Below are 15044 nucleotides of genomic sequence, written 5' to 3' on the forward strand. Positions count from 1 at the left end.
TGTTGTTATTGTTAATCGTTTCCACGGAGTATGCGCTAAGCTGGCTCAGATCACAATAAAAAACAGTGTTCACTTAACATATACACCGTACTGATAATAGTAGATAGTTAAATTTGTATTATGCGTCATAAAATGCGTGTCTCACCCTCAATACAATAACGCTCTTTTTGTTAATTTTTTAAGACAATTCAGTATTTAGGGAGAGATCTATGAAAGGCTCAGTGATCAAGCGTATGTACGCTGGGTTTGCCTTGATCATCATAATGTTTGTTATTTCAACCATTATGACAATGCGGGGAATGCAACAAATTCACACCAACTTCGGCAGTGTATCGAATACAGCCCTACCTTTGGTATCACAATCAAACCAGACTAGCGTTTACCTTCTTTCTGCGGATAAACTTTTTAAAGACTTTTTGACCACGCAGAGCCCAGAACGTATGGGAGAAATTCGAGGTCAATTTGAAGAGGCAAAAAATCGCTACGCGCAAGCGCTGCAGGACTTAGCCAAAGCAAGTGACGGAAACACCGAATTACTTGCCAGTATAGAAAAGCTCAAAGATATGGAAGTGCGTTACTTTACCGAAGCTGACGCTGCGATGGACAATTATCGCAACATGTTTGTCGCTCAAGCAGAGGTGCAGAAATCATCTCGCCGCTTCCAGCGTCTTCATTCAGAACTCGGTATCGGCATGAAAGAATATGTCGATGATCAGAGCAGTATCTCTGTTAAAGTAATGGCGAAAAGTTATTTTATTAAACTCAGAGATGCTGAAGTCATTACTTCCGATGCACTCGCGAGCAACAATCTAGTGTTAGTCAATAAAGCCGTCGCCAAAAACAAGAAGGCGGTAACCCACCTCAACTATGCCTATCGTGGCCTCACGACACAGATGCCTGAGATCAAAAAAGTGTTCGATGAATCCGTTGAACAATTCACGACAGATATCGGAAAAAAAGGAGGGGTACTTGACCAACACGCCTCTTATCTGCAGGCCAAGGCCGCTCTTTATGCCAACATTGCCAATCTCACATTGGAAGTAGATAACACCATGGCGGTATTGACGTCTTTTAGTGAAGAAGCACAAAACGGCCTTTACGCTTCTCTCGCCGAAGCGAGTGATGTGTATGACCAAGGAGTCATCAACGCCGTCTCACTCGGTGTACTGGTGATTGCTTTAGCGATTGGTATTGGCCATCAAGTTGCTCATAGTGTTCGCTCTCCACTGACACGTATTCTCTCCACTCTAGAGAGTTTGACGCAAGGCGACATGACGCAACGAATTGAGATTCGTTACACCAACGAATTTAGTCGCGTAAGTGGCCATATCAATTCGCTAGCGGACAACCTACACGACATATTAAAGAAATTAAACAGTGCGTCAGATAATTTGACCAACACTGCCAGTACTAATCAACAAACCTCTTCTCAAGCCCAGTTACAGTTGAGTCAACAGAGAGAGCAAACAGCGAGTGTCGCGACAGCCATGACTGAGATGGCGCACTCGGTTCAAGAAGTCGCACAAAGTGCACAGAGCTCTCAGCAAATGGTCGAGCAAGTTGAGGCGGCATCGGAGTCCGGTCGTCAAATTATGAACGACAACATTACGACCATAAACCAACTCGAAACACGCTTGACGCAATCCGTTGATGCAGTCAAAGACCTACAAACCATGAGCAGCCAAATTGGCTCAATTTTAGATGTCATTCGCAATGTTGCCGAACAAACCAACCTACTGGCGCTCAACGCCGCCATCGAGGCAGCGCGCGCCGGTGAACAAGGTCGTGGTTTTGCAGTGGTCGCCGATGAAGTCAGGGTTCTTGCTCAACGAACCACTGAATCCACCACGGAAATCGAGAACATGATCAATAACCTGCAAGGTAGTTCCTCATCAGCCAATAAGGTTATTCAAAGCTGTATGGACGATATGGACCAATCCGTGGCTCAAGCCTCGAATGCCAATAGTGCAATGGAAGAGATTCAAGCCTTAATCATAGAGATTAGCCATATGAGTGGACACATATCTCAAGCAGCCGTAGAACAAAACGAAACAACCGCAGAGATTGCCCGCAACATCGATGAAATCAATCAGATTGCTGACTCTAGCTATCAAGCAATGGCTCAGATAGCACAAACCAGTACCGATTTAACCCAACTAGCTAACCAACAAGGTGAACTCGTGCATCGCTTTAAACTCTAGTTTTGTAAAGACAATGCAAATTATTCACTCAGGGCGGTTAATTTCACTAATCGCCCTTGTTTTTTATATGTGCTGTCGTTATATGATTATTGAGGCTTGCCCACTTATAAATTCTAATTTTCGCAAGCCATGCATGAGGAAGGTATATGGCAGTTCATGTTGGCATCATTGATCAGGACCCAATTCGTTTAGTCACTCCGCTTCTGGATAACCGAACCGTCAGTGATCATATCGTTTTTATAGGCGTGAAAAGCCAGAAAGAGATGTACCATCGGTTACATAGTGTTCTGGCCAAAAGAGACATAACGTCCGAGTTTTTTGAGATTCCCAACGTCGCAAACACATCACGGATCAAGCGTGCAGTGGGGATACTCGCTGATGACCTCAACGTTCGTGGTGAGGATGTCAAACTCAACGCCAGTTGTGGTTTGCGTCACCGCCTGCTCTCTGTTTATGAAGTGTTTCGTACTTTCCACTGGCCTATCTTTGTTGTCGAACCCAATAGCGACCGTCTTTGCTGGCTGTATCCCGATGGCAAAGAAGACACGCAAGTAGAAGATAGGATTACCATTGACGACTATCTTACCGTGTTTGGTGCACGCGGTGAGTTCAATGATCAGCAGCTACCCCCTCAGCTTGATCAAAAACTCTATGAGCTAGGAGAGCGCTGGGCCAGCAACGCTCTTGAGTTAGGCCCCGGCTTGGCAACGCTGAATTACCTCGCCACTACATGTCGTAAAGAGCAAAAATTGGACGTGGCTTTGTCTGAAAAACAGCAAGGCTATCGCGAACTCAACATGTTGCTCAGTGATCTGGTTGAGGCAGAAATTGCCCATTACGAAAATGGTATTCTGACTTTTGTCGATGAGGATGCACGACGCTTCTCTAACGGAGAGTGGTTGGAAACTTTGGTTCACAGCACCGTTCGTCAAATTCAAAAGGACATGCCGACCATTCAAGACCACTCACTCAACGTTCAAGTCTATCGCCAGTTGGGCGATCGTGAAGTACGTAATGAACTGGACGTCGCTTCAGTCGCGAATAACAAGCTTCATATCATCGAATGTAAGACAAAAGGTATGCGAGACGATGGCGATGACACTTTGTACAAGCTTGAGTCGCTGCGAGATTTACTCGGTGGATTACAAGCTCGTGCGATGTTGGTTAGCTTCAGACCACTACGCTACAACGATATTACTCGCGCCGAAGATTTAGGCCTCGCTTTAATTGGGCCCGACGAGTTGAAAGATCTCAAAACACACCTCACCAATTGGTTTAAAGAAGCTGGTGGTTATGACGACAGTGGCATCTACTAGAGGCTTTTCCAACAACACAAAAACCCGCCTATTGGCGGGTTTTCTTTTTGTATATTGTATGAATTAACCGTCGTCTTCTGTAAAACTGGTTGGCAGGGACGTTTTCATCTCATTCCAGATTTGCGCACTTTCCATGCCGTAGTGGCGAATGACCACTACAATGCGATCCCGATTGCCAGTTTCACAAACTTCAAGTAAATCACGATAAAACTGCAGAGCTAGGTTGCGAGCTTCCGGTTTAGAAAAGTAGTAGCTACCAACACGATCATAAAGCTTCTTAAGTCCATTAAAAATCAAACCGTAGATCTGATTACCTGAATGGAACGCCAAACGTTGGAACAACATATAATCATAATAATTGAACGTCTTGGCGATCAAGTTAGCTTGGCGCCTAGCCTCATCTTTATCACCATCATCTTTGACATGCTGTTGAATTTTGTCAGCGTATGGAGAAGATTCCATAAAAGCATCCCATGACTCAGCTGCGAGAAGGCTTTCACAAGACTCAATAACGCCACTGATCGTACGCTCTGCATTCTCTTTATTAGCTTTGAATGCATAACGCATAAAGATAGGACTGATGTTAGTACGTGCGGCAAGTAAATCTTCAACAATAGATGTCGCATTGTCCGCATCAAGTGTCATGAGTGTATCGAGGATATGTAACCCCGACGTTTCCATAAACTGGTTAACCTTTGTCGGCTTGCCGTGTTGAATGGTTAACCAACCGTCACGAGCCAAGCGCTGCAACACTTCACGTAGTGTCGTTCTGGTGACTCCGATGAGTTCAGAGAGCTCGCGTTCAGCGGGAAGAATAGAACCTGGAGGGAAGCGCCCTTTCCAAATACTCTCAATGATGTATTTTTCTGCAAAACCTGCAGGGCTCTTTGCCTTAATTACCATTAATTTAGCTATCCAATATTCTTATTTATAGGGTCTCATAGAACTCATCATACCACTAGTTCTCAAGTATCGGAAACAAACCTAGAGTAAACGTGCTGTAAACACCACATAGAGCAACAGCTCTAATTTGAACTGAGATATTGAGTTATTATGTCTTTGAGTCAAAGCTTGTATATTATGAGTTTAATAAAAATATAACCTTTGTTAGCCCTTATTTTTATTGACTTAGACAGCAAAATTTAAGTTCTTATATTTGCAATATACTTACGTCATTTCCATGCAATATAATAACATAATCTATCTTATTCGACCTTTTCGCCCATTAGCTGCCATGAATTGTTTTTTTTCACAACTCTCAATCCGTTTTATCGCCACTCGGATCGCGTTTTTAAACAAAAGTTCAGTGAGCAATTTATCAATATAAACTTTATTATTGACTAAATTAACTTGTGGAGTAGAGTTGCGACCAAAGTACGGAGTGCTTGTCTTTCTCAGGGAGTGACTTGGCAAGACCACATAACATATTTCTCTATGTTGTTTTTCTAAGTCACTGTTGAATCAGGTCTGTTTTAGCATTTGATTTTGTCGGTTACCTACCCCACCGCTGGCGGTAACCCAAGCCAAGTGTAGCTCAGATATATAGATGCAAGCACGCGCAGTGTCTATTCATTACAACATTAAAGAGTATTAGTATCATGCCGATGTCACTCGGGAATGCTTTCATTAAGAACTTCTTAGGTAAAGCTCCAGATTGGTATAAAGTTGCCATCCTTTCATTTCTTGTCATCAACCCGATTGTATTTTTTCTTATCGACCCATTTGTAGCGGGCTGGCTATTAGTCGCAGAATTTATCTTCACTCTGGCAATGGCATTAAAATGCTACCCTCTTCAACCTGGTGGTCTGCTAGCCATAGAAGCCATTGCTATTGGAATGACGAGTCCAGAGCAAGTCAAACACGAACTCGTCGCCAATATCGAAGTACTACTTCTCCTTATTTTCATGGTGGCGGGTATTTACTTCATGAAACAGCTGCTGCTGTTTATCTTTACCAAGATACTGCTTGGCATTCGCTCAAAAAGCTTGCTTTCTATGGCATTTTGTTTTGCCGCAGCCTTTCTATCAGCGTTTCTTGATGCACTCACCGTCATTGCAGTAGTCATCAGTGTGGCTGTTGGATTCTATGCGATTTATCACAAAGTCGCCTCAGGCAAAGGCTCTACAGCTTCACACGACCATACTCAGGATGATCACCTTTGTGAGTTAACACGAGATGACTTAGAAAACTACCGTGCATTCCTACGCTCTCTATTGATGCACGCTGGCGTCGGCACCGCATTGGGTGGCGTCATGACCATGGTTGGAGAACCGCAAAACTTAATCATCGCTGATCAGGCAGGCTGGCTGTTCGGAGAGTTTATTATTCGAATGCTTCCGGTCACAGCACCCGTATTTGTTTGTGGCTTAATCACTTGTGTGCTTGTCGAAAAGCTAAAAATATGTGGTTACGGTGCTCGCTTACCTGATAATGTTCGCCAGATCTTAGTCGATTTTGACAATGCAGAACGAAAAACTCGTACTAAACAAGACGTTGCCAAGCTATGGATTCAAGGTGCCATTGCGGTCTGGTTAATTGTCGGCCTAGCGCTTCATCTAGCGGCAGTTGGCTTAATTGGCCTTTCTGTCATCATCCTAGCGACTGCATTTACTGGTGTTATTGAAGAGCATTCAATGGGTAAAGCGTTTGAGGAGGCATTGCCATTTACTGCACTGCTCGCGGTGTTTTTTGCCGTCGTTGCCGTCATCATAGACCAGCAACTGTTTAAGCCTGTCATCGACGCCGTCCTTCACGTCGAAGACAAGGGCGCCCAACTGGCCTTGTTTTACATTGCTAATGGCCTACTTTCTATGGTGTCAGATAATGTGTTTGTCGGCACGGTTTACATCAATGAGGTGAAAACAGCACTGATCGAGGGAGTGATCACTCGCGACCAATTCGACCTACTCGCAGTCGCAATCAATACGGGTACTAACCTTCCTTCAGTCGCAACGCCAAATGGCCAAGCAGCCTTCTTATTCCTGTTAACATCAGCGCTTGCACCTCTGATTCGTTTGTCATACGGCCGCATGGTTATTATGGCTCTCCCTTACACCATCGTCCTTGCGCTTGTTGGTCTGGCTGGCATCATCTTTCTGGTTGAACCTATGACAGCATGGTTCTATGACTTAGGTTGGATTTCACAACACACAGGCGACGTTATTCAAACGATATCTGGCGGACATTAATCACTAAAACTCAAAAGTTTTCGTTGAAACCGAAACTTTTCCACGATAAAAAGCTCTGATTAGTCAGAGCTTTTTTATAACAGGATATCTCTGTGAACATTCTTTCTACCATTAAGTCTTTTTCCCAATCACGCCTGTCTTGGTTACTGCTATTAGCTTTTGTCATCTTCTTTGAGGTTGCAGCGTTATATTTTCAACATGTCATGCTGCTCGCGCCTTGTGTTATGTGTATCTACGAGCGCGTCGCTATGCTTGGAATCGGTGCCGCGGCCTTAGTCGGTTTGATAGCACCAAACAGCACAGCGTTACGCAGTTTAGGACTCGCGGCATGGGGAGCAAGTTCATATAAAGGCTTAATGCTAGCTTTGGAGCACGTTGATTACCAATTCAACCCTTCTCCGTTTGCAACCTGTGATTTGTTTGTTACGTTCCCCGATTGGGCACCTCTAAACAAATGGGTGCCATGGATGTTCGAAGCCTTTGGCGACTGCAGCAAAGTTGTGTGGCAGTTTCTGTCACTTTCGATGCCACAGTGGCTGGTGGTCATCTTCGCAGCAAATCTAGCGACATTAGCGGTGATCGTTATTGCGCAATTTGCGAAGAGCAAGTAGCGAGAGGCGAAAGCACACAAAAAAATAAAGGGCTGACATATGATGTCAGCCCTTTTGGATTTGGAATGAGGCAGGAACGCTTCGCTATGGAAAACGGATGCGGGAACGGACTTTGTTATGGAAAACTAGATAGGCGGACACAGCATCAACCTTTGCTTAAACACATGTCATCCTCAAGAGGGAGAGACGACTGAGTTGGGGATCTCCCAAAGTAAGCTAAGAGACCATAGAGATTCCCTACTCCCTCCTTCGTCGGTCTATGGAATGACGGCCTATCTCTTAGAGGCATTCCAATCTCGATTCAGAGCACCCTGCTTTGTCTTATCTCGCAGGGCGCAGCCCGTTCCTAACGGCTTTACCGTTAGTTCATCTCTCGACCGGGTGCTGGCGCTAACACTTCCCTATTTCCATTATGCCCAGGCGCACTCACAATCCCTTGAGCCTCTAGTTGCTCAACAATACGAGCTGCACGGTTATAGCCGATTTTAAAGCGCCGCTGCACACCAGATACAGAACCACGGCGTGACTGTACAACGTGTTCCACAACTTGGTCAAACAATGGGTCCATCTCTTCCTCACCTTCTGGCTTCTCGCCTGGTAACAGTGCCTCTGGGCCCTGGTCACCATTGGTGATTTCGTCAATATAGTTGGGCTTACCCCGCGCTTTCCAATTGTTTACCACCGCATGAACATCGTCATCTGAAGCAAAGGCACCGTGAACACGCACCGTGTGGCTCGACCCCGGTGGAAGATAAAGCATATCACCCATACCCAATAATGATTCGGCACCACCTTGATCTAGAATGGTCCTAGAGTCGGTTTTGGTTGATACGGTGAACGCAACACGAGTTGGAATATTAGCTTTGATTAAGCCAGTAATGACGTCAACAGATGGACGTTGGGTAGCGAGAATTAAGTGAATACCCGCAGCACGCGCTTTTTGAGCCAGACGGGCTATTAGCTCTTCGACCTTCTTGCCTACAACCATCATCAGGTCAGCGAATTCATCGACAATAACCACAATGTAAGGCAGTTTCTCAAGCAATGGTGGAGTTTCGTCCATGCTATCACCCGGTTGCCACAATGGGTCGTGAATCGGATGCCCCGCTTCTGCGGCCATCTTAAGCTTGTCGTTAAAGCCTTTGATGTTACGTACGCCAAGTGCGGACATCAGTTTGTAACGACGTTCCATCTCACCCACACACCAACGCAGCGCATTCGACGCGTCTTTCATGTCAGTAACCACTTCAGAGAGAAGATGTGGAATACCTTCGTATACCGATAGTTCAAGCATTTTCGGGTCAATCATGATGAAACGCACTTCTTCGGGAGTCGCTTTGTACAGCATACTCAAGATCATCACGTTAACACCCACTGACTTACCTGAACCCGTGGTACCCGCGACAAGCACATGCGGCATCTTCGACAGATCTGCGACAACTGCTTCACCTGCGATATCCTGACCAAGTACGACCGTTGTCGGTGATTTAGCGTCAATAAAGTGCTGACTCCCCACAACATCTGAGAAGTATACGGTCTGTCGGCTCATATTTGGTAACTCAAGCCCCACGTATGGTTTACCCGGTATCACTTCCACAACACGAACCGCCATCGCGGACAATGAGCGGGCTAAGTCCATCGACAAACCTGAAATACGGCTCACCTTCACCCCTGGTGCTAGATCTAACTCAAATCGAGTAATGACAGGACCAGGGAAAATATCGACCACTTCAGCCTTAATCTTGTAGTCGGCAAGCTTAGCTTCAACCAAGCGGGCTATTTCTTCCAAGGCAGCGCGGTCAATAAAGTTTTCGCGCTTTTCAGGGTGATATAAAAGCTCCAATGTTGGCATCGGCTCTTTTGGCATCGGAAGGTTAGTATCTTGCTGGACAAGGAATGGGTTCTGCTGAGCTACTACTTTTGCCTGAGCATCAGCAACAATGTTTTGGAACGCAGCAACATCATCATCTTGATTCACTTCTTCGATTTCAACAAGATCGCTATCGTTGGTTTCCTCATCCGCAACATCAAATGTTGAAATATTGGGTAGCTGATGAGCGTTTTCAGGTTCAACAGCATCTGAAATTCTTTCAAGTGCTACAGGGTCAATGTTTGGTTGAACAAGGGTCTGTTCTTCATCACTCTGTTCGACGCTCCATGGCATGCCTTTCACAGGATCATCGACAACTTCGGCCTCGTCAACAATGACGTTTTCTTCCTCAGGTTCTGGGTTGTTTGTTGATTCAATTCGGCGATCTTGGGTGGCAAAATCATTTTCACTTTGAGCCACAGCATCCAGCTCTTCTATCGTTGAGCCCAGTTGCATTAAGCGCTCGTCTTGAATTGTTTCGTCAAACGCTTGAGTATGAGGGGTAGCAGTCACTTCCTCTATGGGGGCGGGCTCAGAGATGGGTATTGACGCATTAGGTTCAACCACTGCATTGTCTACCTCGACACTCTCACTGACAGGCTTGCTTACTTTGGCCTCTTGACGCACTTCAGGCATGTGGATATTGAAACGGCGTGGCTGTTTCTCTGACTCCGAAACAAACAACACCTCATCCTGGTTAGTTTGCTCAACGGCCTGCGGGGAGGTTTCTTCAGGCACCATCAACTCAGGTTCAAGGATTTCGTCTTTTTCTCGGCGCGCTCGGTTAACAAGGTTAGTGATAAGATTAATCGCCACTTCCCCAATCCTATCGACAATGTTGAGCCAAGAGATCCCAGTCAACAAGGTGAAGCCTGCGCCCCATAAAAACAGTAATACCAGAGTCGTGCCCAAAATATTGAGAGTGGGCAGCGCTAGACTGGTCAACACATCGCCAATGACACCACCGGACGAGAAATACCAGATATCGTCGAAGTTAATGTCTGCTAGGCCGCAACTGGTCAGAATAAGTATCGCTAATCCGAGAAAACGAGTACCCCAAAGCATCAAATCAATTGACTCGTTTTCTTCTCGAGTCCTTAGCATCACCCAAGCCGTAACAGTCATAACAAGGGGTATCAGATATGCAAGAGAACCAAATGTGAAAAATAGTGTATCGGCAACCCATGCCCCGACGAGCCCTCCTGCATTATGTATATCACCTCCCCAAGCCGTTTGGGACCATGAAGGATCAGCGGGATTAAAGGTGACTAATGCAACGGACAATAATATAGAAAACAGCACAACCACAATCAGACTGCACTCTTTAAGACGCTGAGGCCCATCAAGACGAGAGGAGTGAGGCTCTTCTCCAGTTTTGATTATTGTTTCAACTTTATTTTTGTTCTCTTTGAACATAACCGACTTATCAACTGCGTAATACTGATTGCCGGCTAAAGCTCGTATGGCAGAACATCCATCCGGCTAATCAGTAAGGAAAAAAATAGTCCGAGCAGCTATGCCACTCGGACTATTGATTTAACCATATCAGGACTTAAAACCCAATTACCTTAAGTCAGAATATCGAAAGGTATTACGCTATTAAGCAAAGTTTAGCGCGTTTTGATAACTAGCTGGTTTGTTTGCTTCACTTCTTCCATAACGACGTACGTACGCGTGTCGTTAACGCCAGGAAGACGCAGAAGCGTATCGCCTAGGAGCTTTCGATATGCACTCATGTCCGACACTCGAGTCTTCAATAGGTAATCAAAGTCACCTGATACTAGGTGACACTCTTGAATATCATCGAGCTTCTGCACTGCTGCATTAAACTGTTCAAACACATCTGGAGCACCACGGTTTAACGTAATTTCTACGAAAACCAGCAGTGAGGCATCAAGGAACTGAGGGTTTAACAAAGCTGTATAACCCGTAATGTACCCTTGACGTTCCAGACGACGAACACGTTCTAAACACGGTGTTGGTGAAAGACCAACTCGTTTAGACAGTTCAACGTTTGAAATACGACCGTCTTTCTGCAGTTCGTTTAGAATGTTGCGATCGATACGGTCTAGATCCTTAGACGGCTTCTTATTGTTGTCTGCCATTTTTTATTCCACCTTATTACTTCCTTGCAAAAAAATATACTACAACTTTTTAATATTCAGTATCAAATTTTATTCAATCGTATCTATACTAGATATTAATTCGATAGAATTACCCTACATACAGTTAATACAACCAATATAGTTTATACAACCAAAATAAAATGAGGAGTCAGGATGATCATTGGCGTACCTAAGGAAATCAAAAACCACGAATACCGTGTTGGCATGATCCCAGCCAGCGTTCGCGAGCTAGTATCTCAAGGTCACCAAGTTTTTGTAGAAACCAAGGCCGGTTCTGGCATTGGTTTTTCAGACGATGATTACATCGCTGTAGGCGCATCCATTCTTCCTACCGCTGCTGACGTTTTCGCGCAAGCAGAAATGATTGTAAAGGTCAAAGAACCCCAAGCTGTTGAGCGAGCTATGCTTCGTGAGGGACAAATATTATTTACTTATTTGCACCTAGCACCAGATTTTCCACAAACTGAAGAGCTAATCAAGAGCAAAGCTGTCTGTATAGCATATGAGACTGTAACAGATAATATGGGTCGCTTGCCACTACTTGCTCCAATGTCTGAGGTAGCAGGTCGCATGTCTATTCAAGCAGGTGCACAAACTTTAGAGAAATCTCACGGTGGTCGTGGTCTACTACTAGGTGGTGTACCAGGTGTTGAGCCAGCTAAAGTTGTTGTTGTTGGCGGCGGTGTTGTAGGTGCAAACGCCGCACGTATGGCTGTTGGGTTGCGCGCTGACGTAACTATCCTGGACCGTAATGTTGATACCCTACGCCGTCTTGACGAAGAATTCCAAGGCCGCGCAAAAGTGGTTTACTCTACAGAAGATGCTATTGAGAAGCATGTTCTAGATGCTGATCTCGTCATCGGTGCAGTTCTTATCCCAGGCGCTGCTGCTCCTAAACTAGTGACTAAAGAGCACATCGCTAAGATGAAGCCAGGCGCAGCAGTTGTTGACGTTGCCATCGACCAAGGCGGTTGTTTCGAAACTTCACACGCAACGACTCACGCAGATCCTACTTACATCGTTGACGACGTAGTTCACTACTGTGTTGCTAACATGCCAGGTGCTGTTGCTCGCACTTCTACATTCGCTCTAAACAATGCAACACTTCCTTACATTGTTAAGCTAGCGAACAAAGGTTACCGTGAAGCTCTACTGGAAGATAATGGTTTCCTAGAAGGCTTGAACGTAATCCATGGCAAAGTGACGTGTAAAGAAGTAGCAGAAAGCTTCGATCTTGATTACGTAAACCCAGCTGACGCTATCGCAATGTTCAACTAATGTTGAATAGTATTAAATAAGAGAAAACGCTCACTTCGGTGAGCGTTTTTTTATGCGGGATGCGGGATGCGGGATGCGGGAAAACTATGCAGGGTTGGTACGTCGTTCAACTCTTTATTTCAATAAATTAAACTGTCATCCCCGAGAGGGTGGCACGACCGAGTTGGGGATCTTCTAACGAAAGTCGCAAGCTTATGGAGATTCCCTACTCCCTCCTTCGTCAGTCTAGGGAATGACGGCATATTGCATCGTTCTTCTCTAGAACAGCGAAGTCCGTTCCCGATTCTCGAAGCAGAGCGTTCTGTAGGGCGTAGCCCGTTCCAAAATCCCGAAGGACGAAGTCCGTTCCCTCCCCTAAAACCACCGCTCTAGAGCATGCTTATCCAGTTGACGAAAAGCACGGTTTAGGATCTGCGCCAACTCCTTGTAACGAGGTCTGCTTTTCAGCGGTTCTAACGCGCATCCACTCTCAACAATTTTTTGGTGAAGTTCACGGTACCAACCCGCTAACGCTGGAGGAAGCTGGGTGTTCGCACGATTACCGAGCCACCACATACCATGAATCGGCATGCTAATAGCAAACAAGGCAATAATCACCGCCTGAGGCATCGCTGTATAGTTATTGAAGGCCATTTGGGTCAGGACACTAATCGCGGCGATCGCGGGCATCACTTTTACACCAAATTTGGTGGCTTTGATAATGCGTTGCTCTGGGAACAGCAAATTGAGTTCTTTGCGCGTAGGCCAAATTTCCATGTACTTTTGCCCATCACGAAGGTTGTGAACTAAACCGACTTTATTACTCATAGGACTCTCTCACTCCAGTCTCAGGCCTGTAAAACTAAAAATAAGTTGAAAGATTCAAATTTCAGCGTAAAAAATTGATGAAAGTTAATATTCTTTCAAATTTTTTTGTTATTATTACCTATTATCGCTATCCTCTGCGGGCCCACAATCTCATTGTTGCTGTTATTTACAATTTAAGCAACTTTCGGGACCTTTCTGCAGCGGATGCATAAGCAGTGATTGGGAATCGCTGCTGTCTTTTCATACGGAATTTGAAGCTTTTTTGACCAAGACTAGTACGCAGCCTGTGAGCTTCGTCTATTCTTGTGATTAATTTTTTATCCTAATTGATTATTACAGGTAGTCACTCATGTCTAAGCTAGTTTTAGTTTTAAACTGCGGTAGTTCTTCTCTTAAATTTGCTGTTGTCGACGCAGAAAGCGGTGATGAGCATCTAACAGGCCTTGCAGAATGTCTGCACCTTCCTGAAGCTCGTATCAAGTGGAAACTTGACGGTAAGCACGAAGCTCAACTAGGCAACGGCGCAGCTCACGAAGAAGCTCTAGCGTTCATGGTAGAAACTATTCTTGCTTCTAAGCCAGAGCTTTCTGAGAACCTAGCAGCAATCGGTCACCGTGTTGTACACGGCGGGGAGAAGTTCACTCAGTCGGCACTTATTACTGACGACGTTCTTAAAGGTATCGAAGACTGTGCAACTCTAGCACCTCTTCACAATCCTGCTCACATCATCGGCATCAAAGCAGCGCAAAAATCTTTCCCAGCACTGAAAAACGTTGCTGTGTTTGACACTGCTTTCCACCAAACAATGCCTGAAGAGTCTTACCTATACGCTCTTCCATACAACCTGTACAAAGAGCACGGTATCCGTCGTTACGGCATGCACGGTACTTCGCACCTATTCATCACTCGTGAAGTTGCTAATATCCTTGGTAAGCCAGTTGAAGAAGTTAACATCATCAACTGTCACCTAGGTAACGGTGCATCTGTATGTGCGGTTAAAAACGGTAAATCTGTAGACACTTCAATGGGTCTGACTCCTCTAGAAGGTCTGGTAATGGGTACGCGTTGTGGCGACATTGACCCTGCGATCATCTTCCACCTACACGATACTCTTGGTTACTCAGTTGAGAAAATCAACAACATGCTAACTAAAGAATCTGGCCTTGCTGGTCTGACTGAAGTGACCTCTGACTGTCGTTTCGTTGAAGACAACTATGGTGAGAAAGAAGAAGCAACTCGCGCTATGGATGTATTCTGCCATCGCCTAGCGAAATACGTTGCTGGTTACACGGCGACTCTAGAAGGCCGTCTTGATGCGATCGTATTCACTGGTGGTATCGGTGAAAACTCTGGTCCAATCCGCGAGATGGTTCTTAACCGTCTGGGCGTATTCGGTATCGAAGTTGACGGTGAAGCCAACCTGAAAGCACGTTTCGGCGGCGAAGGTACTATCACTACATCTGACAGCCGCATCCCAGCGATGGTTATCTCTACTAACGAAGAGCTTGTTATCGCAGAAGACACTGCACGTCTAGCAGGTCTTTAATGGACTCAACCGGCTGACTTGTAAGTCAGCCGGTGTTCTTACTAAGGGGCGTAACTCCTATTCCATTGCAGGGAATACGAAGTTGGGCTTTTATCTAAAAT

10 protein-coding genes are annotated in these 15044 nt (G+C 45.3%); 6 read left to right on the plus strand and 4 right to left on the minus strand.

The window, feature by feature from the left end:
• Positions 1-209 precede the first annotated feature (209 nt).
• On the plus strand, positions 210-2201 hold the full coding sequence (locus OH455_RS07910) for a methyl-accepting chemotaxis protein (RefSeq protein WP_269980986.1): 1992 nt from the start codon (positions 210-212) through the stop codon (positions 2199-2201).
• Positions 2202-2347: 146 nt separating this feature from the next.
• On the plus strand, positions 2348-3517 hold the full coding sequence (locus tag OH455_RS07915) for a DUF1887 family protein (protein WP_045974573.1): 1170 nt from the start codon (positions 2348-2350) through the stop codon (positions 3515-3517).
• A gap of 63 nt (positions 3518-3580) precedes the next feature.
• Here OH455_RS07915 and fadR read toward each other — a convergent pair whose 3' ends face one another.
• Entirely contained in the window at positions 3581-4420 is an 840-nt protein-coding gene (fadR, locus tag OH455_RS07920) for a fatty acid metabolism transcriptional regulator FadR (protein ID WP_269980987.1), read from the minus strand.
• A gap of 695 nt (positions 4421-5115) precedes the next feature.
• Between fadR and nhaB the strand changes: the two genes are divergently transcribed.
• Together nhaB and dsbB are read left to right on the plus strand one after the other, a co-directional pair.
• Positions 5116-6705, plus strand: coding sequence for a Na(+)/H(+) antiporter NhaB (nhaB, locus tag OH455_RS07925; RefSeq protein ID WP_206369474.1), 1590 nt, complete (start codon positions 5116-5118; stop codon positions 6703-6705).
• A 92-nt stretch (positions 6706-6797) separates the two neighbouring features.
• The gene (gene dsbB / locus OH455_RS07930; RefSeq protein ID WP_206373773.1) at positions 6798-7316 is read left to right on the plus strand and encodes a disulfide bond formation protein DsbB; all 519 of its coding nucleotides are present in this window, start codon (positions 6798-6800) and stop codon (positions 7314-7316) included.
• A gap of 361 nt (positions 7317-7677) precedes the next feature.
• Here the strand turns inward: dsbB and OH455_RS07935 are convergent, their stop codons facing one another.
• Together OH455_RS07935 and lrp are read right to left on the minus strand one after the other, a co-directional pair.
• Positions 7678-10602 (minus strand): DNA translocase FtsK 4TM domain-containing protein, encoded by a 2925-nt coding sequence (locus tag OH455_RS07935; protein WP_269980988.1) that lies wholly within the window; start codon positions 10600-10602, stop codon positions 7678-7680.
• Between the two features lie 194 nt (positions 10603-10796).
• A complete protein-coding gene (lrp, locus tag OH455_RS07940; protein WP_006959094.1) occupies positions 10797-11291 on the minus strand; it encodes a leucine-responsive transcriptional regulator Lrp in 495 nt (164 codons plus the stop codon).
• 174 nt (positions 11292-11465) lie between these two features.
• Between lrp and ald the strand changes: the two genes are divergently transcribed.
• Positions 11466-12590 carry an alanine dehydrogenase gene (gene ald, locus OH455_RS07945; RefSeq protein ID WP_269980989.1) on the plus strand — a complete coding sequence of 375 codons (1125 nt, stop codon included), beginning with the start codon at positions 11466-11468 and terminating at the stop codon, positions 12588-12590.
• A 354-nt stretch (positions 12591-12944) separates the two neighbouring features.
• On the opposite strand, the gene yfbV is transcribed toward ald, so the two are convergent.
• Complete coding sequence (yfbV, locus tag OH455_RS07950; protein WP_206373776.1) at positions 12945-13397, minus strand: terminus macrodomain insulation protein YfbV; 453 nt, start codon at positions 13395-13397, stop codon at positions 12945-12947.
• A 349-nt stretch (positions 13398-13746) separates the two neighbouring features.
• Here yfbV and OH455_RS07955 point away from each other — a divergent pair, with 349 nt between their 5' ends.
• Positions 13747-14943, plus strand: coding sequence for an acetate kinase (locus tag OH455_RS07955; protein WP_206372268.1), 1197 nt, complete (start codon positions 13747-13749; stop codon positions 14941-14943).
• Positions 14944-15044: the final 101 nt, after the last annotated feature.

The organism is Vibrio sp. T11.5 (assembly GCF_027587155.1).
Taxonomy (GTDB): domain Bacteria; phylum Pseudomonadota; class Gammaproteobacteria; order Enterobacterales; family Vibrionaceae; genus Vibrio; species Vibrio neptunius.

Excerpts from the sequence above, each read along its gene's own strand:
- OH455_RS07910 (WP_269980986.1), top strand. The coding sequence starts at position 210 with ATGAAAGGCTCAGTGATCAAGCGTATGTACGCTGGGTTTGCCTTGATC.
- OH455_RS07935 (WP_269980988.1), bottom strand. The coding sequence starts at position 10,602 with ATGTTCAAAGAGAACAAAAATAAAGTTGAAACAATAATCAAAACTGGA.
- OH455_RS07915 (WP_045974573.1), top strand. The coding sequence starts at position 2,348 with ATGGCAGTTCATGTTGGCATCATTGATCAGGACCCAATTCGTTTAGTC.
- yfbV (WP_206373776.1), bottom strand. The coding sequence starts at position 13,397 with ATGAGTAATAAAGTCGGTTTAGTTCACAACCTTCGTGATGGGCAAAAG.
- lrp (WP_006959094.1), bottom strand. The coding sequence starts at position 11,291 with ATGGCAGACAACAATAAGAAGCCGTCTAAGGATCTAGACCGTATCGAT.
- OH455_RS07955 (WP_206372268.1), top strand. The coding sequence starts at position 13,747 with ATGTCTAAGCTAGTTTTAGTTTTAAACTGCGGTAGTTCTTCTCTTAAA.
- ald (WP_269980989.1), top strand. The coding sequence starts at position 11,466 with ATGATCATTGGCGTACCTAAGGAAATCAAAAACCACGAATACCGTGTT.
- nhaB (WP_206369474.1), top strand. The coding sequence starts at position 5,116 with ATGCCGATGTCACTCGGGAATGCTTTCATTAAGAACTTCTTAGGTAAA.
- fadR (WP_269980987.1), bottom strand. The coding sequence starts at position 4,420 with ATGGTAATTAAGGCAAAGAGCCCTGCAGGTTTTGCAGAAAAATACATC.